General features: G+C 28.0%; 19 protein-coding genes. 17 read left to right on the forward strand and 2 right to left on the reverse strand.

Annotation, left to right across the window (positions count from 1 at the left end; translation table 11 throughout):
* The first annotated feature begins 78 nt into the window (after positions 1 to 78).
* From ARA19_RS03415 to ARA19_RS03485, 15 genes are all read left to right on the forward strand, one after another.
* The gene (locus tag ARA19_RS03415; RefSeq protein ID WP_055069538.1) at positions 79 to 2,196 is read left to right on the forward strand and encodes a HelD family protein; all 2,118 of its coding nucleotides are present in this window, start codon (positions 79 to 81) and stop codon (positions 2,194 to 2,196) included.
* Positions 2,197 to 2,545: 349 nt separating this feature from the next.
* Entirely contained in the window at positions 2,546 to 2,920 is a 375-nt protein-coding gene (locus tag ARA19_RS03420) for an NfeD family protein (RefSeq protein ID WP_147574352.1), read from the forward strand.
* An 83-nt stretch (positions 2,921 to 3,003) separates the two neighbouring features.
* Positions 3,004 to 3,948 carry an SPFH domain-containing protein gene (locus ARA19_RS03425; RefSeq protein WP_055069540.1) on the forward strand — a complete coding sequence of 315 codons (945 nt, stop codon included), beginning with the start codon at positions 3,004 to 3,006 and terminating at the stop codon, positions 3,946 to 3,948.
* A gap of 657 nt (positions 3,949 to 4,605) precedes the next feature.
* Entirely contained in the window at positions 4,606 to 5,715 is a 1,110-nt protein-coding gene (locus ARA19_RS03430; protein ID WP_055069541.1) for a BMP family lipoprotein, read from the forward strand.
* Positions 5,716 to 5,829: 114 nt separating this feature from the next.
* On the forward strand, positions 5,830 to 7,362 hold the full coding sequence (locus ARA19_RS03435; protein WP_055069542.1) for an ABC transporter ATP-binding protein: 1,533 nt from the start codon (positions 5,830 to 5,832) through the stop codon (positions 7,360 to 7,362).
* The gene (locus tag ARA19_RS03440; RefSeq protein WP_055069543.1) at positions 7,355 to 8,446 is read left to right on the forward strand and encodes an ABC transporter permease; all 1,092 of its coding nucleotides are present in this window, start codon (positions 7,355 to 7,357) and stop codon (positions 8,444 to 8,446) included. The genes ARA19_RS03435 and ARA19_RS03440 overlap by 8 nt, the downstream gene beginning before the upstream one ends.
* 1 nt (position 8,447) lies before the next feature.
* Positions 8,448 to 9,404 (forward strand): ABC transporter permease, encoded by a 957-nt coding sequence (locus ARA19_RS03445; protein ID WP_055069544.1) that lies wholly within the window; start codon positions 8,448 to 8,450, stop codon positions 9,402 to 9,404.
* Positions 9,405 to 10,022: 618 nt separating this feature from the next.
* On the forward strand, positions 10,023 to 10,868 hold the full coding sequence (locus ARA19_RS03450) for a transporter substrate-binding domain-containing protein (RefSeq protein WP_055069545.1): 846 nt from the start codon (positions 10,023 to 10,025) through the stop codon (positions 10,866 to 10,868).
* 22 nt (positions 10,869 to 10,890) lie between these two features.
* The gene (locus tag ARA19_RS03455; protein WP_055069664.1) at positions 10,891 to 11,553 is read left to right on the forward strand and encodes an amino acid ABC transporter permease; all 663 of its coding nucleotides are present in this window, start codon (positions 10,891 to 10,893) and stop codon (positions 11,551 to 11,553) included.
* Positions 11,537 to 12,259 carry an amino acid ABC transporter ATP-binding protein gene (locus ARA19_RS03460; RefSeq protein WP_055069546.1) on the forward strand — a complete coding sequence of 241 codons (723 nt, stop codon included), beginning with the start codon at positions 11,537 to 11,539 and terminating at the stop codon, positions 12,257 to 12,259. Before ARA19_RS03455 ends, ARA19_RS03460 begins: the two co-directional genes overlap by 17 nt.
* Positions 12,260 to 12,454: 195 nt before the next feature.
* Positions 12,455 to 13,741, forward strand: a complete 1,287-nt coding sequence (locus ARA19_RS03465) for an L-aspartate oxidase (RefSeq protein WP_055069547.1) — start codon at positions 12,455 to 12,457, stop codon at positions 13,739 to 13,741.
* Positions 13,722 to 14,564, forward strand: coding sequence for a carboxylating nicotinate-nucleotide diphosphorylase (nadC, locus tag ARA19_RS03470; protein WP_055069548.1), 843 nt, complete (start codon positions 13,722 to 13,724; stop codon positions 14,562 to 14,564). The genes ARA19_RS03465 and nadC overlap by 20 nt, the downstream gene beginning before the upstream one ends.
* A 582-nt stretch (positions 14,565 to 15,146) precedes the next feature.
* Positions 15,147 to 16,166, forward strand: coding sequence for an aliphatic amidase (locus ARA19_RS03475; protein WP_055069549.1), 1,020 nt, complete (start codon positions 15,147 to 15,149; stop codon positions 16,164 to 16,166).
* A 362-nt stretch (positions 16,167 to 16,528) separates the two neighbouring features.
* On the forward strand, positions 16,529 to 17,104 hold the full coding sequence (locus ARA19_RS03480; RefSeq protein WP_055069550.1) for a TetR/AcrR family transcriptional regulator: 576 nt from the start codon (positions 16,529 to 16,531) through the stop codon (positions 17,102 to 17,104).
* Between the two features lie 314 nt (positions 17,105 to 17,418).
* Positions 17,419 to 18,546: an NADH-dependent flavin oxidoreductase gene (locus tag ARA19_RS03485; RefSeq protein WP_197276557.1), complete on the forward strand. Its 1,128-nt coding sequence runs from the start codon at positions 17,419 to 17,421 to the stop codon at positions 18,544 to 18,546.
* Positions 18,547 to 18,794: 248 nt separating this feature from the next.
* Here ARA19_RS03485 and ARA19_RS03490 read toward each other — a convergent pair whose 3' ends face one another.
* Both ARA19_RS03490 and ARA19_RS03495 read right to left on the reverse strand, forming a co-directional pair.
* On the reverse strand, positions 18,795 to 19,901 hold the full coding sequence (locus ARA19_RS03490; protein ID WP_055069552.1) for an SLC13 family permease: 1,107 nt from the start codon (positions 19,899 to 19,901) through the stop codon (positions 18,795 to 18,797).
* A 487-nt stretch (positions 19,902 to 20,388) separates the two neighbouring features.
* A complete protein-coding gene (locus ARA19_RS03495; RefSeq protein WP_055069553.1) occupies positions 20,389 to 21,570 on the reverse strand; it encodes a cation diffusion facilitator family transporter in 1,182 nt (393 codons plus the stop codon).
* A 668-nt stretch (positions 21,571 to 22,238) separates the two neighbouring features.
* Between ARA19_RS03495 and ARA19_RS03500 the strand changes: the two genes are divergently transcribed.
* Positions 22,239 to 24,530 (forward strand): N-acetylmuramoyl-L-alanine amidase, encoded by a 2,292-nt coding sequence (locus ARA19_RS03500; RefSeq protein WP_055069554.1) that lies wholly within the window; start codon positions 22,239 to 22,241, stop codon positions 24,528 to 24,530.
* Positions 24,531 to 24,676: 146 nt separating this feature from the next.
* The gene (locus ARA19_RS03505) at positions 24,677 to 26,344 is read left to right on the forward strand and encodes an SH3 domain-containing protein (RefSeq protein WP_055069555.1); all 1,668 of its coding nucleotides are present in this window, start codon (positions 24,677 to 24,679) and stop codon (positions 26,342 to 26,344) included.
* The last annotated feature ends 211 nt before the right edge of the window (positions 26,345 to 26,555 follow it).

The following is a 26,555-nucleotide window of genomic DNA, read 5'->3' on the forward strand; positions in this document are numbered from 1 at the left end:
ATAGAAGTTTAAATTAAAGAAAAGATGTTATAATGATAGATACTGTGATTAAATAACGTGTAGAAAGGATTTGTGCTAATGTCAAAAGAAGTTGAATTCCTAGTTGAAGAAAAAAAGTTAGATGAAACCTTAAATATAATAAATGAAGAAATGCTTAGTTATATAAATAAAAGAAAATTTATAACTCAATATATACTTGAAGAAAGAAAAAAGGCTGTTGAAGAATATAGAGATGATGAAGATAAGCTTATAGATTATTTTGATCACGAAAACTTTGTTAAGGAAGAAGCTTTTAAAGCTATTGATAGAAAGCTTAAAGAATTTACTATTTTAAAAGAAACTCCTTACTTTGGTAGAATAAGCTTTACTGATTTAGAACTTGATGACTTAGAAAATCTTTATATAGGTAGATTTGGTGTTACGCCAGAAGGTAGTTTTGAACCTGTTGTTGTAGATTGGAGAGCACCAGTTGCTTTTTTATTCTATAATGGAAGTTTAGGAAAAGCTAGTTATGTTGCTCCTGGAGGAGAAGTTGATGTAGATATAACAGGAAGAAGACAATTAATTGTAAAAAAGGGACAACTACAAGGAGTTTTTGATTCTGCTGTTGATGTAAAGGATGAAATTCTTCAAATGGTTTTAAGTGATAATAGCTCTGATAAACTTAAGGATGTTATTATGACTATTCAATCAGAGCAGGATGAGATTATAAGACAACCAAGAACAAAGAACATAGTTGTTAATGGAGTTGCTGGTAGTGGAAAGACTACTATAGTCCTTCATAGAGTTGCTTATCTTCTTTATAATAATAGAGAAGAATTAGAAGATAAGGTACTTATATTAGGTCCTAATAGTATATTTATGGATTATATATCACAAGTTTTACCTAGTCTTGGTGAAGTTGGAGTAAGACAAGAAACATTCCTTGGATTTGCTATGAAAGAAATTGGTGAACCTATTGAGGTAATGCCTTATGAAGAATATTTAGAGAAAATAGTTTCAAATGATGAAAGTATGGTAGAAAAAGAAAAATATAAGAATAGTTTTAAATTTATAGAGGATTTAGATTCTTATATTGAGAAGCTATCAAGTGATTATTTTAAAATTAAACCTGTAACATTCTTTGGAGAGGAAATAGTTTCTGTAGAAGAAATAAATGAATTATTCAATAAGCATTATAGCTATATGCCTTTATTTAGAAGAGCTAAAAAAATCAATAGAGTTTTAGTTTCAAAAATAAAGGATAAAAGAGATGAAAAAGTTTGGCTTTTAAATAAAAAAATAAAAGAGTATAAAGAGAGCTTAACACAAGATGAATTATTAATTAATGAGAATAATATAGATTTTCAAAGAAGAATAAAAATTAGAGAAATAGTAAGAGAAGTAATGAATGCTAGAGCAGCACTTGATCAATGGTTAGGTACAGAATCAGCAGTTGAATTATATAATAAGTTCAATGGAGATAATCAATTAACTATAAATGATTTAGCACCAATTCTTTACTTAATGTTGAAACTAGATGGAAAGAAAGCTTCAAATGATTATAGACATGTAGTTATAGATGAGGCTCAAGATTATTCACCACTTCAATTTAAAGTAATAAGAGAACTTATAGGAAGTAAATACTTTACTATAGTTGGTGATGTAAACCAAAGATTAATTAAATTTGAGAGTGAAGCACCTATGCTTAAACTTGCAGAAATATTTGATGATGTAAATACAGAAATATATAACTTAAATAAAAGTTATAGAAGTACAAGTGAGATAATGGAATATGCTAATAGATTCTTGAAGGAAGAAAAAATTGTTCCATTAGTTAGACAAGGTGAAGCTGTATATGAAAAAGAAGTTTCTTCTGTAGAACAACTTAAAGAAGAGGTTGTTAACAAAGTTAAAGAATATAATGCTGAAGGAATGGATAGTGTAGCTATTATAACTAGAAATGGAGAAAGACTAAATAAGGCTTGGGAATTATTAAAAGAGGATCTTCATCTAGTTAAGTTTGATAGTGAAGATATAATATATAAAGGTGGAAATCTTATAATTCCTGCATATTTTGCTAAGGGGCTAGAATTTGATGCTGTAATTATAGTAGATTTTAAAGAAGATGAAAAAGATGGTGAAGATTTAATTAAGTATATAATGAGTACAAGAGCACTTCATAAATTAAGTGAAGTTACTTTAATAGAAGAATAATAGAATTTAAAAAATTAGACTCTGTATGGATTTGTTTATAAAACATTTCTATACAGAGTTTTTATTATATGCTGAAATTTAATCCTAAAATAAATATTATTTTATTATAAAAATATAGAAATATTCTTATTTTCATGTTTAAATCCTAGGTAATAATGAAAGAATTTAGGTAAGATATAGTTAAATTTATCAATTAGTATAAATTATATTTTTTACAATGTTATAACAATAAATTAATATATAGGCTATAGATTTCTTCTAGGAAAAAGAGGTGAAAAAACCTTTGATCATTTTATGGCTTTGCATATTTGGATTTACGGTTATTATTAATTTTATAATTTCTGATTTTATGTTTTTAGGAGTTTCTATAGGAGCTTTAATAGGAATAATTTTAGATACTTTAAAGGTTTCTATATTATTTCAAATTATAAGCTTTTTTATAGTTATATTTTTAGTAACATTGATGTTATACCCAAAACTTAAAAAGAATTTGCAGAAAGGAGAGGGCAAGGTAAAGAATATAGAAGATAAGTTTTTAGGGATGGAATTTGTTTTAGAGAGTGATGTCAATGGAGAAGTTTTACTTTTCTTTAAAGGAACTTATTGGACTTTTAAAAGGAAAGGGAAGCCCTTAAAAGCAGGAGAAAGAGTAAAAATAGTAGGTATAGAAGGTAATAAACTTGTAATAGACAAGGTAAATCCATTTAGATTAGAGAAATTATAAGAATATAAACAAATGATAGAAAGTGAGGTGGAACTGTTAAAAAATATTACGAAATAAAATAATATTTTTTAACAGGTGTACTTATGATATTAATAGGAATAATTATAGTAATAATATTAATAATTTTATTATCATCAATAAGAATTGTTAATACAGGGTATGTGTATATTTTAGAAAGATTAGGTCAATATCATAAGACTTTAGAACCAGGGTGGCATTTTATAGTTCCTTTTATGGACCATATAAGAAAAAGAATATCTATAAAGCAACAAATATTAGATATTGATCCTCAAACTGTTATAACTAAGGATAATGTTAATATTCAAATTGATAATGTAATATTTTATAAAGTAATGAATGCTCAGGAAGCTGTTTATAATATAGAAAATTATAGATCAGGTATAGCTTATTCTACAACAACTAATATGAGAAATATTGTTGGTAATATGACCTTAGATGAAGTGTTATCAGGGAGAGATAAAATAAATTTAGAACTATTAAGAATAGTGGATCAAGTTACTGATGCTTATGGGGTTAAAATATTAACAGTAGAAATAAAAAATATTATTCCACCAAAAGAAATACAAGAAGCCATGGAAAAACAAATGAAGGCTGAAAGAGATAAAAGGGCTATTGTTCTTCAAGCAGAAGGTAGTAAACAAAGTGATATTGCTAAGGCTGAAGGGGAGAAAAGAGCTAAAATATTAACTGCTGAAGCTGAAAAAGAAGCTAATATAAGAAGAGCGGAAGGATTAAAGGAGTCTCAACTTTTAGAAGCTGAAGGTAAGGCAAAGGCTATAGAAACTATAGCTAAAGCAGAGGCAGAGGCAATAGCACTTGTTAATAAAGCTATTTTAGAATCAGGAACAAATGAAACTGTAATTGCACTTAAACAAATTGAGGCTCTTAAGGAAATGGCTAAGGGTCCATCAAATAAGTTAATATTACCTAATGAAAGTTTATCAAGTTTAGGAAATATTGCAGCTATTGCTGATATATTAACCAAGGATAAAAATAAAGAAAAATAATTAAGCATACAAACATTAGTCATCAGATTAAGAATGAAGGATAATCTCAAGAGGAATAAAATTCCTCATTAGAGATTATCCTTTTGTATTTAAACTACATAACATTATTTAAAAATATCTATGCTTTCTTTACATATAAAAGATAATTCTATTATGAGATAATCACTTTTTCTTTTTTAATAACTATATACTTTCACTTGAATAAAAGCAATTTAAAGAAATCGTTGACATAAGAATTTATGTCCATATATAATTAAAAAGTAAATACTTTTATTGTAAAAAAAACAAAAAAATGATAAAAATTATTTTATAAATAAATGTGAGGTAAAAATATTTAATTATTATTTTTTTATTTATATTTAATTAAAAAATAGTGAAAATATTATTTATTTATCAAAAAAATATGAAAAAAATTATAAAAATAAATTTAAAAATAAGATTTTTTTAAAAAATATGTTATAATTTATATGTAAAAAATACCTAATATTATACACTAAACCAACAAAAAAGTTCGAAATAGAATATATTATTTAGCTAAAATCATTAATAAAGGTTAGGTTATTTAAGTTTGCTTATTTTATTTCTTTTATTTATAACTACATAAATAAAAGATAAACTAATAAAATATATTTTTATAATTTTAAGGGGGACAATTATATGAAAAAAAGACTTATTGGAGCAGCTGTAGCTGTTCTAATGTCAACGACTATTTTAGCTGGTTGTGGATCTTCAGGAGGAGATAAAGCAGCAAGTGGAGAAGCTGGAAAAGCGAAACTTAAAGTTGGTATGACTACAGATGTTGGTACTATTGATGACAAATCTTTTAACCAAGGAACTTGGGAAGGAATAGCGAAAGCAGGAAAAGAACTTGAAATAGAAGAACCTAAGTATCTTAAGCCTAAAGCCGCTACAGATCCAGAGTATTTAACTTCTATTGGAAATCTTTATGACGGTGGATATAAAATGATAGTTATGCCAGGGTATAAATTTGAAACAGCTGCTTATAAAGTTCAAGAGAGGTATAAGGATGCTAAATTTGTATTAATAGATGGACAACCTAAAGAAACTCAAGAATCAGAAGGTAAAGTAGGAGAAAATACAGTTTCTATATTCTATGCAGAGGAACAATCAGGGTTCTTAGCAGGAGTTGCTACAGCTCTTGAAATTAAAGAAGGTGATTTAGGATTCATTGGAGGACTTAAAATACCGCCAGTACAAAGGTTTAATTGGGGCTTCCAACAAGGTGTTAAATATGCTAATGAAAATTTAGGAACTAAGACTACTCTTAAAAAGGAAAATGTTCAATATGCAGAAAGCTTTGATGATGTATCTAAAGGACAACAGATGGCTTCAACTATGTATGACAGAGGCGTAAAAGCTATTTTTGCTTCTGCTGGTAAAGTTGGTGTTGGTGTTATAAATGAAGCTAAAACAAGAATGTCTAAAGGAAAAACTTCTTGGGTTGTAGGTGTTGATGTTGATCAATATGCAGATGGTGTTTATAGTGGAGATAAATCAGTTGTGCTTACTTCAGCTATGAAATATCTTGGAAAATCAGCTTACGATATGATAAATGCTGAATTAAAAGGTGAATTCCCTGGTGGAAAAACTTTAACTTTTGACATTAAGAATGATGGTGTTGGTATTCCAGAAAAGAATCCTAATCTTTCAGAAGAAACTATTGCTAAAGTTAATGAAGTAAAAGAAAAAATGAAAAAAGATGAAATAAAAGTATCAGCAAAGAAAACTGACGATTTAATAGAGTAATTAAGTTTGTTAATAATTAATATAAAAATAGGCTGTTTAATACAGCCTATTTTAAGTAAAAAGAATATTATTTTTTTAATTAATCATATAAATAACGATTAAGGGGTGGAATTTATGTCCTATGTAATAGAAATGCTTAATATCCGTAAGGAATTCCCTGGTATAGTAGCTAATGATAATATTACGTTGACGTTAAAAAAAGGTGAAGTACATGCTTTATTAGGTGAAAATGGAGCTGGAAAATCAACTTTGATGAGTATTCTTTTTGGGATGTATCAACCAGAAAAGGGTGTAATAAAGGTAAAGGGTAAGGAAGTAAAAATAACTAATCCAAATAAGGCTAATGATTTAGGAATTGGAATGGTACACCAACATTTTAAATTAGTTGATAATTTTACTGTTACAGAAAATATAATTTTAGGACGAGAACCTAAGAAGTTTGGTATCTTTGTAGACAAAGAAAGTGCTGCTAATAAAATTAAAAAAATTTCAGAAAAGTATAATTTAAATGTTGATCCCTATGCAAAAATAGAGGATATATCGGTTGGAATGCAACAAAGAGTTGAAATTATAAAAACTCTTTATAGAGATTCAGATGTATTAATATTAGATGAGCCTACTGCAGTTTTAACACCACAAGAAATTGATGAATTAATGAATATAATAAGAGATTTAGTAAAAGAAGGAAAATCAATTATAATAATAACTCATAAGCTTAAGGAAATAAAAGCTATAGCAGATAGATGTACTGTAATTAGAAGAGGTAAATATATTGGAACAGTTGATGTAAAGGACACAACAGAAGCTGAAATGGCAAAAATGATGGTTGGGAGAGAAGTAAATTTTAAAGTTGAAAAGAAAGAAGCAAATCCAGGTGAGGATTTAGTTAAAATAGATAATTTATCAGTAAAAAATAATAAAAAGGTTTTAGGGCTTAAGAATTTCTCTTTAAATATAAAAAGAGGAGAAATTTTAGGAATAGCTGGTGTTGAGGGTAATGGTCAAAATGAATTAGTTGAAGCTATAACTGGAATGAGAAAGGTTGAAAGTGGAACTATAGATTTTAAAGGTGAAAATATAACAACACTTTCTATAAGAAAGAGGATAAATAGTGGGATAAGTCATATTCCAGAAGATAGACATAAAAGAGGTCTTGTTCTTGATTATAATTTAGAGGATAACATGATTCTTGAGAGTTATAATAAAGCACCATTTTCTAAAAGAGGTATTTTAAATAAAAAAGCTATAAGAGAACATGCAGAAAAAATAATAAATGCTTTTGATGTTAGATCTGGAGAAGGAGCTAAATCAACTACTAGGTCTATGTCTGGAGGAAATCAGCAAAAGGCTATTATAGGAAGAGAAATAGAGCTTAATCCAGATTTATTAATAGCAGTTCAACCTACAAGAGGTCTTGATGTAGGTTCTATAGAATATATTCACAAGAGATTGGTTGAAGAAAGAGATAATAATAAGGCTGTACTTCTTGTTTCTTTAGAGCTTGATGAACTTTTAAATCTTGCTGATAGGATTGCTGTTGTGAATAATGGTGAGCTTATTGGGATTGTAGATAGAAAAGATACAGATGAGAATGAAATTGGTCTTATGATGGCTGGGGTTAAGAAGGGGGATAAAGTACATGAATAAAGTTATTTCTAGAATATTTAATAAGAAAATAATAGTATCATTACTAGCAGTAATTTTAGGAATAATTGCTGGTGGAGTTTTGATGTACTTTACTGATAATAATCCAATAGAAGGATATACTTATTTAATTCAAGGAGGAACTAAGAGCATTAGTAGAATTGGTGATGTTATAGCTATGGCTACACCATTAATATTAACTGGACTATCAGTTGCTTTTGCTTTTAAAACAGGATTATTTAATATAGGAGCACCAGGACAAGTACTTATGGGAGGATTTGTTGCCTTAGCTATAGGATTAACTTTTGATCTTCCTCAAGTTATATTAATTCCTATAATGATTATTGGTTCAGCTTTAGCTGGAGCTATATGGGGGATTGTACCGGGAGTTTTAAAAGCTAAATTTAATGTTCATGAAGTTGTATCTAGTATAATGATGAACTGGATAGCTTATTGGATAGTATTTTATGCTGTACCAGCTTATTTTAAAGGAGCTACAGAAACTGAATCTTTAGCTTTAGCTGAAACCTCAACATTAAAAGTTCAATGGCTTACAGAAGCTTTTGATGGTTCCTTTATAAATTTAGGTATTTTTATAGCTTTAATTGCTGTAATAGTTATTTCATTTATTCTTAATAAAACAACTTTAGGTTATGAGTTAAAGGCTGTTGGATTTAATAGATATGCAGCAGAGTACGCTGGCATATCAGTAAATAGAAATATAGTAATTTCTATGATGATAGCAGGAGCTCTTGCTGGATTAGGTGGACTTGCAGTTTATGCAGGAAACTCTAATATAATTGAAATAGGTGTACTTCCAGCACAGGGCTTTGATGGTATAGCTATAGCTTTATTAGGAGCAAGCAATCCTTTTGGAGTATTATTTGCATCTTTATTCTTTGGTATTCTTTATGTGGGAACAGGATTTATGAGTGCTATGACTACAATACCTCCAGAAATAGCAGAAACAATAATAGCAATAATAATTTATTTTGCAGCTACAAGTATAGTTGTTGAGAAATTAATAGATAAAGTAATTCAAAAAAGAAAAGATTCTAAAAATAATAAAGTGAAGGAGGAAGTGTAGTATGTTAGCAATTTTAGAACAAATTTTTCCTTATGCCATAGCGTATACTATTCCTTTATTAATAGTAGCTTTAGGAGCTTTATATTGTGAAAGAAGTGGAATTGTAAATATAGGACTTGATGGATTTATGATAGTTGGTTCTTTTGCTGGAGCCTATGCTATAACACAATTTCAAGATAAAGTACCAGAGGGAAGCAACATGCATTTATGGATTGGACTTTTAGTAGCTGTGGTAGTAGGAGCTATATTTTCTTTACTTCACGCTTTTGCTTCAATTAACTTAAGTGCAAATCAAGTTATAAGTGGGACAGCTATAAATATGATAGCTGGATCATTAACTGTATTTATAGCAAGAGCCATCACAGGGACTGGAAACATAAGTATAAGAATGGGCTTTGTAAGAGAAGATATTCCTATATTATCATCTATACCTATAATAGGAAAACTATTTTTTAGTAATACGTATATAACAACTTGGTTAGTTTTAGGAATACTTATAATAAGTGTATTTATACTTTATAAAACAAAGTTTGGAATGAGACTTAGAGCTTGTGGTGAAAATCCACATGCAGCTGATGCCGCTGGAATAAGTGTTTCAAAAATGAGATATATAGGAGTAATGATATCAGGAGCGTTATCTTCTTTAGGAGGAGCTATAATAATAGTGACATATTCAGGAGAATTTAATGGTTCAGTTGCTGGACTTGGTTTCTTAGCATTAGCAGCATTAATTTTTGGTCAATGGAAGCCTTTAGGGATATTAGGAGCTACTATGTTCTTTGGATTGGCTATAACTATAGCTAATGTATCAGGATTAGTTCCAGCATTAAATTCAATGCCGCCAGTAATATTAAAAATATTCCCTTATGTGGCGACATTAATAGCACTTGTAATATTTTCAAAATCTTCTCAAGCACCAAAAGCTTCGGGTGAACCTTATGATGTCAAGAGAAGATAGTGATATCTTATAATTTAATTTATAATAGAGTAATTGGAAGAAAAAATTAGTTATCCTTTGTTGTGAATTGAAATAAATGATTAAGGATAAAAAATATTACTTACTTTAAACCACACTTCATCATTGCATGGGAGTGTGGTTTTTTTATATTTAAAAATGCCACTAGTACACTAAAAACTTTAAGAAGAGGCGTTTGAGTTGAGTGTAAGTTATTATTTAAGGATAAACAGAGAAATGCATTTAGATAATTTTTTATAAAATTTAGGAGTGTCAAAATTCTATATGAAATTAGGGTTAGTTTATAAAAAGTATATAGAAATTAATTTTTATGCAATGTTTATAATATAAAATGTATAAAAATTCATATGGTGGATTTACAATTTTACATGTGATGACATAATATAAAGTTGGTAATAGCTATGAAAAACATTCCAATATCTATATAATAAGTAAGAATGTCAAAAAGTGTAGGAATTAGTAGAACTGTTTTTGTTGCATAATTTATTATTATAAACGTATAATTATACATATAGAGTGATTGAGGTTTTGGGGTATTAAAGTTCAATTACGTGAAAAAGTTAAAAGGTAAATTGGGAATTTAAAAAGGGGGATTTAAATATGAAAAAAGGATTATTTAAGAAGATTATAGGTACTGTTTTAGCTAGTACATTTTTATTTACTTTAGTTTCTTGTGGTGGAGAAGCTAATAAGGGAGCTAGTGCTGATGGAGAGAAAGCTAAGAGCAAAGTTCAAGAAATTAAGGATAAAGGAGTTTTAACTTTAGGAACTTCTGCAAACTATCCACCATATGAATTTCATAAAAACATAGATGGAAAAGATACTATTATTGGTTTTGATATAGAAATTGCAAAAGAAATTGCAAAGGAACTTGGTGTTAAACTTGAAATTACAGATATGAAATTTGAAAGTCTTGTTGCATCTCTTCAAACTGGTACTGTTGATATGGTTATAGCAGGTATGAATCCAACAGAAGAAAGACAAAAATCAGTAGACTTTTCTAATATTTATTATACAGCTGAACACGGAATTATAATTTTAAATAAGGATAAAGACAAATATACAAATAAAGATTCTCTTAAAGGAAAAACTGTTGGTGCTCAAAAAGGAACTATTCAAGAAGGTTTAGCTAAAGAGCAAATTAGTGATGTCAAGTTTAAAGGATTAAATACTGTTTCAGATTTAATTATGGATATGAGAGTTGGTAATGTTGATGCTGTTGTTTGTGAACTGCCTGTAGCTGAATATAATCTTAAAAAGAATAATGATTTACATGTAATTACTGATACTGGATTTAAGGTTGATGAAGCCGAAAAAGGTTCTGCTATAGCTATGCCAAAAGGATCAGGAGATTTAGTTGATTTAGTAAATAAGGTAATTAAAAAATTAGCTGATGAAGGTAAAATTGATAAATTTATAGTAGAGGCTAATGAATTAATTAACTAGAATTTGGGGTGATTTTATGAGTTTGGATTTTAGTTTTTTAGGTGAATACGGGAATTATTTTATTGAAGGAACTCTAAATACATTGATAATAGCAGCTATTGGGGTGCTAGCTGGAACTGTTATAGGGATTATATTAGCTTTGCTTAAGCTTTCAAAACTTAAGATTTTTAAGGTTATTGCATCTATCTATATAGAGGTGTTTAGAGGAACTCCAATATTGGTTCAATTATATATAATTTATTTTGCTATTCCTTATGCTTTTCAATTCAAATTAGCTCCTCTTACTGCAGGAATAATTACCCTTTCTCTAAATAGTGGTGCTTATGTTGCTGAATTAATAAGAGCAGGAATTAATTCTATTGATAAAGGTCAAATGGAAGCTGCAAGAAGTTTAGGAATGTCACATTGGATGGCTATGAGACTTATTGTAATGCCACAGGCTGTTAAGAATATTTTACCTGCTTTAGGTAATGAGTTTATAGCAATAATTAAGGAATCATCCATAGCTTCAATTATAGGTGTCAATGAAATTATGTACAAGGCTGATACTATAAGAGGAAATTTATATATAGTATTTGAACCACTTTTAATAGCAGCAGCTATATATTTTATATTGACATTTACATTGTCAAAGGTAGTTTCTTATTTTGAGAGGAGGATGGGTGCTGGTGATACATGTAACTAATCTTCATAAATATTTTGATAAAAACGAAGTTTTAAAAGGAATAGATGAGCATATAAAAAAAGGTGAAGTTGTAGTGGTAATAGGACCAAGTGGTTCAGGAAAGAGCACTTTTTTAAGATGTTTAAATCTTTTAGAAGTACCAACTAAGGGGAAAATAAATTTTGAAGGTGAAGATATTACAGATAAAAAGAAGGATATAAATAAATTAAGAGAAAAGATGGGAATGGTGTTTCAACAATTTAATTTATTTCCTCATAAAACTATATTAGAAAATATAACTATTTCACCTATAAAAGTAAAAGGACTTTCTAAGGAAGAGGCTGAGGAAAAAGCATATAAACTTTTAGATAAGGTTGGTTTAAGAGAAAAGGCTTATGCTTATCCAAGTTCATTGTCAGGAGGACAAAAACAAAGAATAGCTATAGCTAGAGCGTTGGCTATGGAACCAGATGTAATGTTATTTGATGAACCAACATCAGCCTTGGACCCAGAGATGGTTGGAGAAGTGTTAAATGTAATGAAGGATCTTGCAAAAGAAGGGATGACTATGGTTGTAGTAACACATGAAATGGGCTTTGCCAAAGAGGTTGGAGATAGAATATTGTTCATGGATCAAGGTAAAATATTAGAACAAGGAACACCGAAAGAGATATTTGAGGAAGCAAAGGAAGAAAGAACAAAAGAATTTTTAGCAAAGGTTTTGTAATAAAATTCGGCTAGAGTCAAATTTTTATTTTAATTAAGTTTCAGTTTATAAGAGTTAATAAGGGTTATTTTAAGAGGGAAGTTAGTTTCAACTTTAAAATAACTCTTAATTTTATTAAGTAATATTTCTTTAAAGCAAGAATATAATAAATATATGTTATAATTTAACAAGTAATAATGTATTGGGGGATTGAGGATGAAAGTTTATGATGTAGTGATTGTTGGTTCTGGTATTTCAGGACTTTTTACGTCAATTAATTTACATAAGAATATTAAGGTCATGGTTATTAGTAAGTCAAAAATTAAAGAGTGTAATTCTTATTTGGCTCAGGGGGGAGTAGCTGTACTTAGAGATAATTCTGATTTTGATGCTTATGTTGAGGATACTTTAAGAGCAGGAAGATATGAGAATGATAGAGATGCTGTTGAGTATATGATAAGACATTCAAGAGAAGTTATTGAAGATTTAGTTGATTTAGGGGTAGAGTTTGATAGAGAGGGAAATCAATTTAAATATACTAAAGAAGGAGCTCATAGTAGGAAACGTATTGTTCACCATGAAGATTTAACTGGTAAAGAAATCATAGAGAAATTACTTAATATAGCTAATTCTAGGGATAACATTACTTTGCAGGAAGATACAGAAATGATTGATATTATAAGAGAGGGAAGTAATTGTGTTGGTATAGTAGTTAAATACAAAGATATTTATAATAAGATATTTGCTAAAAAGGTTGTATTAGCAACTGGTGGCATAGGTGGAATATTTAAAAATACTACTAATTTTAATCATATGAAAGGTGATGGCATAGCTGTAGCAATTAAAAATAATATAGAAACTAAAGACCTAAGTTATGTGCAAATACATCCAACAGCTTTTTATAGTGAAAATGAGAAAAGAAAATTTTTAATATCTGAGGCAGTAAGAGGGGAAGGAGCATATTTACTAAATCATAAGGGAGAAAGATTTGTTGATGAATTATTGCCTAGAGATGTTGTTAGTAATAAAATTTTGGAAGAAATGAAAAAGGAAAATAGAAGTCACGTCTATTTATCATTGGCTCATAGAGGAGAGGAATTTGCTAAAAAAAGATTTCCTAACATATATAATAAGTGCTTAGAACATGGATATAACTTAGGGAAAGATAGTATTCCAGTAGCCCCAGCACAACATTATTTTATGGGGGGAATAAAGATAAATAAAGAAGGAAAGACATCTTTAAATAATCTTTATGCTGTAGGTGAAAGTAGTTGTGTAGGAATACATGGAGCTAATAGACTAGCTAGTAATTCACTTTTAGAAGGATTAGTTTTTTCTAAGGAAGCCGCAAAAAGTATTAATAAAGAAATTAATGAAAAGGGTATTTATATAAATTATACAGAAAAAAATGAAGAAGAGTTTTGTTGTAATGAAGAAGGGAAAATAATTAAAGAAATAATTAAAAAGGAGAACAGAGAATTTTATGATAGGTGGATTAGGTAAGGAAAAAATTAAAAAGTATATAATATTAGCTTTAGAAGAGGATGTTTCAAGTGAGGATATTACAACTAATTCAGTAATAGATAGTAAATCAGAGGGACAAGCTGATCTTATATGCAAAGAAAATGGGGTTTTAGCTGGAATAGAAGTTTTTGAAGAAGTCTTTAATATTTTAGGTGAAGTTAAGGTTGAAAAATATTATAAAGATGGTGACAAAATTAGAAAAGGTGATGTAATAGCTGTAGTAAAGGGAAATACAAGAAATATTTTAGTTGGGGAAAGAACTGCTTTAAATTATATTCAAAGAATGAGTGGAATAGCAACTTTAACGAGTTTAATGGTTAAAGAATTAGAGGGAAGTAAAACTAAATTATTGGATACAAGAAAAACAACGCCTAATATGAGAATATTTGAAAAGTATTCAGTAAAAGTTGGTGGAGGATGTAACCATAGATATAATTTATCAGATGGTATTTTAATAAAAGATAATCATATAGGTGCAGCTGGAAGTATAAAAAATGCTATAAATTTAGCAAGGGAATATACAAATGGAATGAAGAACATAGAAGTTGAGGTTGAAAGCTTAGAAGGTGTTAAAGAAGCTATAGAAGCAAAGGCTAATATAATAATGTTAGATAATATGGATAATAAGATGCTAAGGGAGGCTGTAAAGCTAATTGGAGATAAAGCTCTTACAGAGTGTTCAGGGAATATAACTATAGAAAGATTAAATGAATTAAGAGAAATAGGTATAGATTTTATTTCATCAGGTGCATTAACACATTCTGCTAAAATATTGGATTTTTCATTAAAAAACTTTAAATAAAAACATAGTAAAAAAGAGCCTTAAGGCTCTTTTTCTGATGAATTAAAAAGGACACATTTAGTTATAATTAATGTGAGGTTACTAAATACCGTGATTTAGAGTTTTGTCTAATAATACATTAGTTATTGCGTTTAGGATAGTTACGGTTGCATTAATAGTATGGCATTTTAAATAATTTTTATACTTAATAACAAGCAAAAATAACGCCAGTAAAAAATAAAATAAATAAATGGCGATGTAAAATGTGTATAAATAATGAATAAAAATTAAAATTTTATTATTAGAAATATAAAATTTTATCTTTGAAGAGGTGTGGTTAGTATAGATTAAGGCAGGTTTTATAAAATAAGATGTTCAGGGAATAAATATACATAATAAAAAATAAAAGAAACAATAAAAGTTTAAAATTAATAAAATATTAACAAGTGAATTTAAGAAATAGAGTTTAAATAATGATAAAAACTTATATGTATTTAGATTTGTTATAAATTTTTACTTTTGATTATTTGGATATCTTAGGTATAAGATGAACTTAAGAAAAGTTATAATTTCTAAAAAAACAATTATAGGGAGGAATTTATTATGAATCATGGAGATATTTCATCAAGTAAAGATAATGTAGGAGTAGCAGTTGTAAATTATAAAATGCCAAGATTACATAGCAAAGAAGGTATAATAGAAAATTGTAAGAATATTTCTAACTACATTAAGGGATTAAAAACTGGTTTACCAGGTTTAGATCTTGTTATTTTTCCAGAGTATAGTACAGAAGGCATACTATATGATTTTAATGAAATGATGAATCTTTCAACTACAATACCAGGGGAAGAAACAAAGATATTTTCACAAGCATGTATTGATAATAATGTATGGGGAGTTTTTTCAATAACTGGTGAAGTTCATGAAGAGCATCCAAAGAAAGTTCCTTATAATACTTTAATATTAATTAATAATAAAGGAGAAATTGTTCAAAAATACAGAAAAATGATGCCATGGACACCTATTGAAGGTTGGTACCCAGGAGATAGAACTTATGTATCAGAAGGACCTAAAGGATTAAAGATAAGTTTAATTATATGTGATGATGGAAATTACCCAGAAATATGGAGAGACTGTGCAATGCGTGGTGCTGAGCTTGTAATAAGATGTCAAGGATACATGTATCCAGCAGCAGATCAAGAAGTTAAAATAGTTCCAGCTATGGCATGGGCAAATAATGTTTATGCAGCGGTAGCAAATGCAACTGGAAATGATGGAGTTTATTCGTATTTTGGACATTCATCTATAGTTGGTTTTGATGGACATGTATTAGGCATGTGTGGAGCAGAAGAAAATAGTTATCAATATGCACAATTATCAGTTAGTCAAATAAGAGATGCAAGAGCAAATTGGCAATCACAAAATCATCTTTATAAATTATTGCATAGAGGATATACAGGAACAATTAATTCAAAAGAAGGAAGATATGGTGAACCTGAATGTCAATTTGAATTTTATAGAAATTGGGTTAATAATCCAAGGAAAACTCAAGAAGATGTTGAAAAAATTACAAGAAAAATGCCAGGAGTTAAGGATTGTCCAATTGATGGAATTCCAAACTAATTTATTATAAGAGAAAGATTAAATAAGGGTGTATATCTAAATTAAGAAGGATATATACCCTTATTTGTATTGTTATCTGATAGCTAGAGACTATATAATACTCCTATTTTCTATAAGTAGGAGATAAATAGCCTAACGTTCCTAGATAACGACCACTAAGCATTCAGATGGAGTCAAAACTCCACCTAAATTAAGTCTACATTTATATAGATTTGTTATTTGTGCTTACTGACCTATATAAAAATAAGTTTTTATTTTTTATTACAATAATTGATAAGATTTAAGACGGTAATATTACATAATTATAATTTGTTATATTATTATCTATTGACAATAATCGAATGATCATTTACTATAGAATTATGAAATGCAAAGATGATAATAAATTAATAAATATTTTTAATGCTACTTTAGAACTTATTAATGAAAGTGGACTTTCTGGAACATCAATGTCTAAAATAGCTAAACGAGCTAATATCTCATCTTCAACAATTTATGTATATTTTGAGAATAAAGAAGATTTGTTATTAAAGCTTTATTTACGTGTAAAAAATAAAATGAACTTTGAAATGTATAAGAATATAGATGAATCAGATTCTTTTGAAGTTGTTTATGAAACAGTTTTAAAAAAATTCATCAACTTTATTAGTAATAATAAAGATTACTTCTTATTTATGGAGCAATTTCAAAATTCACCGATTATACAAAGTATATCAAAAGAAGACACTAATGAGATAGTTATACCACTTAACAAACTATATAGCAGTGGTAAAAAGCAAGGTGCTATTAAAGATATTGATAATAATTTGCTTATTATATATACCTTTTATCCAGCAATGCAATTTGTTAAAGATTACTTCAATGGTAAGGTAGACTTAAATGAAGAAACTATTGACCAAATAGTGAAATTAAGCTGGGACGCAATAAAAAAACAATAGTAGGAGGTAAAAATAAAGGAGTTATTTTGACTCCTTTTTATTAAGAAAAGTAGTGAACGAACAATCGTTTATTATTATTTTTTAGTACAAATTAAGAATTAATTCAAATGAAATTTTAACTTTAGTTGAATTTTAATAGGTGTTATTTAAGGAGTTGTATCTAATCATTTCAACTTACAGAAGTTTAGATTAGCACAGATAATAGTCAGCGGATAAAGGATTATTAGAAGAATTTACATTTAAAAACAGAATAAAACAAAGAACTTTGAAGAAATATAAAATATTCAAACAAATGAAAAGAGGTAAAGATAGATATGGAACATAAAGAATTATTAGAGCAATTTACATTTAAAAATGGAGTGAAAATTAAAAATAGAGTTGTAATGGCTCCTATGACAACATGGTCAAGTAACGATGATTATACAATTTCTGATGAAGAGGTCACATACTACAAAAAACGTGTAAATGGAGTTGGTATGGTAATTACCGGATGTACACAGGTTTTAGAAAATGGTATAGGTTTTACAAATGAATTTGCAGGATATAGTGATAAGTTCACTGATAGTTTACGTAAATTAGCTGATGCAGCTAAAAGTGGTGGAGCTCCAGCTGTTCTTCAAATTTTTCACGCTGGAAATAAAGCATTACCACAATTAATAAAAAATGGAGAAGTAGTTAGTGCAAGTGCTATTAAAACACCTAAAACTGCATTTACTGAATCACTAGTGCCAAAAGAGTTATCAGAAGAAGAAATTAAAGAAGTTATTCATGCTTTTGGTGAAACAACTAGACGAGCTATAGAAGCAGGGTTTGATGGTGTTGAAATTCATGGTGCTCACGGATTTTTAATACAAAACTTTTTATCTCCATATTATAATAAGCGTGAAGATAAATGGGGTGGCTCATTAGAAAATCGTATGCGTTTTGGATTAGCTCTTGTAGATGAAGTAAAAAGTATAATAAAAAAATATTCTAAAAAACCATTTATATTAGGTTATAGAATATCTCTTGAGGAATCACAAGAAGGTGGATTAAGAATAGATGATTCTTATGAATATATTGATGAATTAATTAAAAAAGATATAGATTACTTACACATATCATTAGATAAAGCTTTAGAATCTAAGCCAGTTGAAAGCAAAGATAATCAAACATATCTTGAATTAACTGTTAAAAAGGTAAATAATAGAGTTCCTCTAATTGCAGCAGGTTCTTTAGTAACTCCAGAAGATGTTTCTAAAGCCCTTGAAAAAGGATTAACTTTGGCAGCTATTGGACATACACTTATTATGAATCCAGATTGGGTAGAAAAAGTAGAAGAAAATAAAACTTCAGAAATTAAAAAGGCTTTAAATCCTTCAGAGGTTAAAGAATTAAAGATTCCAGAAAAATTATGGACAGTTATTAAGAATTCAGGAAATTGGTTTAACATAGAAGAATAAACAAGAGTTAACTGAGTAGAACTTTATCAATTTTACAACTTAATTATGTAAGAGGATACATCCGAATTTATGGATATATCCTCTCTATTTTTTACTTAGTTATATAGGTTCATCATTTTCATTTATAGTAATATGAGTTGTTGTTGAAGGGTGAAATGAACCTTATATTATGTATTTTCTTTTGTGACTTTTTATTTTATTGTAACTTAAAAATAAAAAGTCTATATTTATGTCGTGTTAAATTAAGTTTAAAATAGTGTACTAAGTAAATACAAACATGTAAAAAGAGATATACCTATAAGATTATATATAGTGAAAGTTTTAAAATACTTTTTACTATTATTGAATACTTTTGTATATTCTTTAAATGAAATTAAGTTTGCCATAGTTGAAATTAAAGTTCCCATACTACCTATGTTTATAGCTAAAATAAGTTCTTTATAATGATTTGTGAAATGTGAAAACATCATAACAGTTGGTACTCCACTTATAATTTGTTCTGAAATCATTGTTAAGAAAAATGTGCTATATCTTCCACCTAAAATGTGTTCCATAAATATTTTAAATTCTGATATGCTTTGAATATTTCCTACGAATATGAAGAACCCAATAAATGTTAATAATAATTTGTAATTTACACCTTTAAATGCTTTTATATCTATTATTAATACTACTATAATTGTTATTATTAATGCTGATATATCATTTACAATATTTAATACACATAATAAATCACAGATAAAAATAATTGCTAATATAAATCCTTCTTTTTTATTTTTAACTTTTACATGCTCTAGTTCAACTTTTATAGTTTCACTTTTTTGTATTAATATAAGAGCTGTTATAAATATAACTGATAATATTAAATATGGTGTTGTTACTTTTATAAAATTAAGAAAACTTAATTGATAATGAGAATAGAGATAAAGGTTTCTTGGGTTTCCCATAGGGGTAAAAAAGCTTCCTAAATTTGCTCCTATATCTTGTAAAATAATTGTATTTAAAATATTAAATTTTACTTTTTTACTAATTAAAATTGCTATAGGAACCATAATAATAACTGCTACATCATTAGTTACTATCATAGCCATAAAAAAAGTAATGAATACTAATCCAAACTCCAAAATTCTCGTAGTTTTACATTTACTAATAATAGATATAGATATGTAATCTAAAAATTTTATTCGATTAAATCCACTAAAAATAAGCATTAAACAAAATAATATAATTAATACTCTAAAATTTATGTAACTTATTTTAGGTCGTATAAAAATAGAACTTAATATAGCTAAAATTATAGAAGCAACTAATATGTAATTTTTTTTAGCAAAATCTATTTCTTTAGAAAAATTCATATTTTATCATTCCTTACTTTATTAATTTATTCTTTTTATTTATTATATATTCACAAAAAAATTACTTCAATTACTTTAATTTTTTACAATTATTTTGTGATAAATACTTTAATAATATATTGATTTAAGAATTTAATATATTTTTTTAAAATAATAATAATTATTATTATTTTTTTTAAAAGTAAAAAAAGATAAAATTAATAAAAAACTAAAAAAGTATTAGTAAAATTAGAATTATAGTTATAAAATATCAAAATTTATATTGTATTTTTAATATTTAAATTTTTTTAGAGATAATTAAAATTCATAATAAAAAGAATCATTAGAAATTTTCTAATAATTCTTTTTTTACTTTATATTTAGATATTATTTCTTTTATCAATTATGAAAAATTTAATATTTTTTAAATTTTATAAAATAAATTTATTGAATTGTTTATTATAAATATTATCAATTAAATAATACTTATAATAAAATTTAATTAGTATTATTCACTAAAATCATTATCTACTTCTATTATACAATTGTAATCTGGATGTTCTGCTTCAATAGCATTTTTTACATCTGTAATTAATTGTTCTTTTGTTGTGATTTTTTTTAATGTTAATGGATTTACAACTAAGTCAAAAAGAATAGTTTTTTTATCGTTACCACATACAGTTCTGAAGTCATGCATTGACTTAATTAATGGATTATATTGAATAATTTTTTCTACTTCTTTTTTAGCCTTTGCAACTTCATCTGTTAAAGGTGAAATTGGATCCATGTGTATTACTAAATATATATTTAACTTTTCAGATATTTCTCTTTCTGCTTTATCGATAATATCATGAATAAGGACTACTCCAAGTTCAGCAGGCATTTCAGCGTGGATTGATGCCATGAATTTTCCAACTCCGTAGTTATGAACTATTAAGTCATGAACACCAGTTACATGTTCATATTTTAAAAGCTCTTTTTTTATATTATCAACTAATTCTGGATCAGCGGATTCACCTAAAAGAGGATTTATAGTTTCCTTTATTAGCATAAGTCCGGAGTAAAGGATAAATAAAGAAACTCCAATACCTACATAACCATCTATTGGAATGGCAGTGAATTTAGATAATAATAATGAAATTGCAACACAAGTTGAAGTGAATACATCTCCAAGAGCATCAAGTGAAGTAGCTTTTAATGCATCTGAATCTATTTTATTACCTATAACTTTATTAAAACGAGCTAACCATAATTTAGCGAATATAGTTAGAATAACTAAGATAAAAGGTATAATTTCAAACTTTACAGGTGTTGGATTTATAATTCTCATAAAAGATGATTTTATAAATTCAACACCTACAATTATTATTAAAAAGGCAACTACTAGAGCAGCTATATATTCTATTCGTCCATGACCAAAGGGATGTTCTTCGTCTGCAGGCATACTAGAAAGTTTAAAGCCTGCAATGGTTATTATTGATGATAGTGCATCAGTAAGGTTATTAAAGGCATCAGCAGTAATTGCTATACTTCCTGTTACGAATCCAACAAAGAATTTAACTATGAATAAGCAAAAGTTAGATATTATTCCTATAAATCCAGCTAAGTAACCAAATTTATTTCTTACTTCTTCAGACTTAACATCTTTGTTTTTACCAATAAATACATTTATTAATAAATTTGAAAGCATTGTAAATTTTCCTCCTAAATTTCTTATTGATTTTAATTATTTTTAGTTATGTATTCTCAATTGAAAATTGTAGTTTTTTATGTTAACAGCTATGTTTTAGCTTTTACTTTTTTATGTATTCTCAATTAAAATAAGTTCAAATTATATAATAGAACATTTATAGAAATTTAGCAACAATAATATTATTAACAAAGAAGATTTTACTTATTAAATTCAAAATATATGTGATAGTTAATTTGTCTCATGACTAGTGACTGTAATACTCTAATTTTTTATAAAATGGAGAGGTGTAGGCATAGGCCTTTAGATAACCTTCATTAAAATTTAGTTAAAGTTAAAATTTTATTTGAATTAAGTTTGAGTTTATAAAAAAATAGATTTATATAAAAATAAAAGACAAACAATTAAAAAAATGTAAAAAAATCTCTGTTAGGGGTAAATGATGAAAAAAATAATGTTATAATGTAATTGTGAATCTATTAATTGGTTATATAGTCTAATTATATAATATTATAGAATGATTTTTTAGGTATGTGATTACTATCAAATGCCAATTAATAATTATTTAAATGTATGTTTAAGTTAAGAAAATATAAGGGGGGAAGGTTATATCATGAATTCTAGACATTACGTTTTAGAAGAATTAAAGAGATATAACTGAATTAAATATGAAAAGAAGGGCAATAAAAGCATTAATAATTGGGACGGCAGTAGCATCTACTATGTCATTAGGTATTAATGATGGTGTAGCTATGGCAAGTGAAAATAATAAAGAAGGAGTATCTATAGAAAGAACTGTAGAAGATAAAGATTATAGTGGATTCTATAGAGGAGACATGTCTGGGGGAGACGCAGCTTTAGGATTAGATAAAATTGATGTACCTAAAAATTATAGTGAGCTTGAAGCAAAAGCGACACCAACTATAAATGGAATAAAGGTAAGCAAACAATTAATTGATATAAATTATTCAAAAGGGGTTGAAATAACTCCTAAATATATAGTAATACATGATACAGATAATAGAAGAGCTGGAGCAGATGCTCAAGCAAATAGAGATTATTTTGCAAATCATCCTAATGCAAATGCATCAGCACATTATATAGTGGATCAAGGAAATATAATACAAGCTTTAGAGGATACTTGGAGAGGATGGCATGTTGGAGATGGTGGTGCTTCAGCGGAAGTAAACAATTCCAATGGAATAGGTATTGAATTAGCAGTTAATGCAGGTAATGATTTTAATAAAACTTTTGAAAATGGTGTTGCTTTAACTAGATATTTAATGCAAAAGTATAATATTCCTGCTGAAAATATAGTTATGCATAAGCATGCTTCAGGAAAAACTTGTTCAAGAATGATGATTGAAGATAATCCAAATCTATGGGCTAAGTTTAAAGAAGAAGTAGCTAAGGGAATGCCGGGAGAAAATAAAGTTATTGATGGAAAGAGCCCTATAAGTACTGGAACTTTAGTTAATGTAAATTCTTACATAAATATAAGACAAAAACCAGATGCTTACTCAACAGTTGTTTCAAAATTATATAAAAATGGTAAGGTACAAATTTATGGAGAAGAAAATGGATTCTATAAAGTATCTTATATGGAGAAAGAAAAAGGATATGGATATATTAGCAAAGACTATGTAAAAGTAAATAATGGTGTGGATATTCCAGAAAATAAACCAGTTGAAAAACCAGAGACACCAGGAACTGTAATTAAAACTGGTAAAGTTATAAATGTAACTACAAGCTTAAATGTAAGGTCAGGTGCTGGAACAAGTTATTCAGCAATAGGTTCTCTTAGAGCTAATGAAACAGTGAAAATAACTGGAGAGTCAGGAAATTGGTTTAAAATAGACTTCAATGGAAGAGCAGGATATGTAAGTAAGGACTTTATAAAGGTTGATGAACAAAACAATGAAGCATCAAAGCCAGAGATAAAACCAGAAGAACCAAAACCTGAAGTGAAGCCAGAAGAACCAAAACCAGAGACACCATCTGTAGAGGAGAAAACAGGACAAGTTATAAATGTAACTACAAGTTTAAATGTAAGATCAGGTGCTGGAACTAATTATTCAGCAATAGGTTCTCTTAGAGCTGGTGCAACGGTAAAAATAACTGGAGAATCAGGAAGTTGGTATAAGATAGACTTCAATGGAAGAGTAGGATATGTAAGTAAAGATTATATAAAAGTTAATGCTTCAAACTCTAATACTACAAAACCAGAAGAATCAAAACCAGAAGTGAAACCAGAGACACCATCTGTAGAAGTTAAAACTGGGCAAGTTGTAGGAATAAGTTCAGTATTAAATGTAAGATCAGGAGCTGGGACTAACCATTCTGTAATTGGTTCATTAAGACCATCACAAAGTGTAAAAATAACTGGAGAATCAGGAAATTGGTTTAAAATAGACTTCAACGGAAGAGTAGGGTATGTAAGTAAGGATTATATAAAAGTCAATGCTTCAAGTTCTGATACTGTAAAACCAGAGCAACCAAAGCCAGAAACCCCTTCCAAGCCAACTACATCAAAGGATGGAAAAGTTACAGGTATAAGTACAAGCTTAAATGTAAGATCAGGAGCTGGAACTAACCATTCTATAATTGGGTCTTTAAAGCCAAATCAAAGTGTAAAGATAACAGGTGAGTCAGGAAGTTGGTATAAGATAGACTTTAATGGAAGTGTTGGTTATGTAAGTAAGCAATATGTAACTGTAACAGCAGGAGGCAGTATAAACCAAAATAATAATCAAAGTAATAATGCCAATAAGGTTATAGGAACTGTTTATGATGTAACTACAAGATTAAATGTGAGAAGTTCAGCTAGCACATCAGCTGGAATAATAGGTTATTTATATGCTGGAAATAAAGTTGAAATAATAGGTGAAACTGGGAACTGGTATAAAATAGATATTAATGGAAAGGTAGGATATGTATCTAAAGATTTCGTAAGAAAGTAATACTAGTCCTTAGGAATTAAATAATAGACTAAAATTTAGACTTCAAGGAAAAGACCTTATAGCTAATTAGATTAGTATTTTTACTAATTTAACTAGTAAATTTGGTATTCCTTGAAGTTTTTTATTAAATATAAGGGGTTAATTTTATGGGAAAAGAATTAAATGTTAAGATTTTAGCAGGAACTCTAGCAACTATTGCTACTACTAATATGATAGGAGTAACTTCATTAGCTGATGAAATTGAAAATAAAAATATAACTTTGGAAGTTACAAATGAAGATAAAGAAGAAGATATAATCATAGAAAAGGATATAGTAGAAGATATTTTAAAAGATGAAGATGTTGCTTTAGACAATAAAGATGAAGAGAAAAAAGAGGAAGAAAAAGACTTACATAGGAAAGAAACAGAAGAAGAAATAGCTAAAGCGAAAGCTATAGAAAATTTAAGTAAAGCTAGTTTTTCTGTTAAACATAATATAGTTGGTTCTAATGAAGTTTCAAAGGAACAGTTTAAAAGCTATCTTCTAGATATGGAAAAAAAGAATGGTACTAAATATAAATTAACTGTTTCTTTAGATGAATTTTTAACTATAGCCTATGAAGAAGCAGCGGCAGAAGGGATAAGAGGAGATATAGTTGTGGCTCAAGCAGCACATGAAAGTGGATACTTTAAATTTGGTGGGGTTCTTACAGCAAGTGATAATAATTTTTGTGGCTTAGGAGTAACTGGAGATGGTTCAAAATTAAGTTTTCCATCAGCAAGAATAGGATTGAGGGCACAGGTTCAACATTTAAAAGCCTATGCATCTAAAGCACCTTTGAATAAAGCATTAGTTGATCCAAGATTTAATTATGTAACAAGAGGTATAGCACCATCCTTAGAGGAACTTGCAGGAAAGTGGGCAATACCAGGGTATGATAGAAGTAAATATTCATCATTACAAGAGGCTGCCAATAATAATGCTAGTTATGGACAACGAATATATAAATTAATAGAAAGTACTAAAAAGTATTCAGGTACACCTATTGAAAATGGAAGTAATAGTGAAACAAAGCCAGAAAGTAAGCCAGAGTCTATAACACCAGAAGAGAAACCTGAAAATCCAACAGTAATAGGAAGTGGAGAGGTTATAAATATAAGTTCATCATTAAATATAAGAAAAGGTCCAGGGACAAATTATTCAGTAATTGGTTCTTTAAAAAATAGTCAAAAGGTAAATATTTATGGTGAAGAAGATGAATTTTATAAAATAGATTATATATCAAATAGTAAAACTGCTTATGGCTATGTAAGTAAAAAATATATTAAAAAATTTGATAATAAACCAGTAGAGCCAAGTGTTCCAGAAACAAATCCAAGTATTCCAGAGGTAAAGCCAGAGAACAAACCAGAGACTCCTTCTAAGAAGGTTGGACAAGTTATTAATATAAGTTCACGACTGAATATAAGAGCAGGAGCAGGAACAAATCATAAAATAATAGGAACTTTAAGTAATTCAGAAAAGGTAGAAATCTCAGGAGAAGAAAGTGGATGGTATAAAATAAAGTATGGAAACATAACTGGTTATGTTAGTAAGAATTATTTAAAAGTAATAGAAGAAGCCATAAACACTCCTTCAACAGGACAAGAAAATATTAAAACTGTTAAAGTAAATGGCTTATTAAATATAAGATCTGGCGCAGGGACAAATTATTCAATAGTAGGAACATTAAAAAATGATTCTAAGGTTGAAGTAATAGGTGAAGAGGGAAATTGGTATAAGATCAATCACAATGGAAAAAGTGCTTTTGTAAGTAAGAGTTATGTTAGATAAATCAAAATCCAACTCACATAGAATTAAAGGTTCATTTTAATTTTAATGAAAGTTATCTGTAATACAAAGAAGTCATGTGAATTTTAGTGTTTTTGTGTATAATAATAATAAGAGTTAATGGTTAAAAGTTGAGGAGAATTATTTCCTTAGATTTGCTTAACTAAGCTTTTAGTACTTATATGAAAACTGTGTCAGTATTAGAAATTACATT

It is taken from the genome of Clostridium massiliamazoniense (assembly GCF_001403635.1).
GTDB classification, from domain to species: domain Bacteria; phylum Bacillota; class Clostridia; order Clostridiales; family Clostridiaceae; genus Sarcina; species Sarcina massiliamazoniense.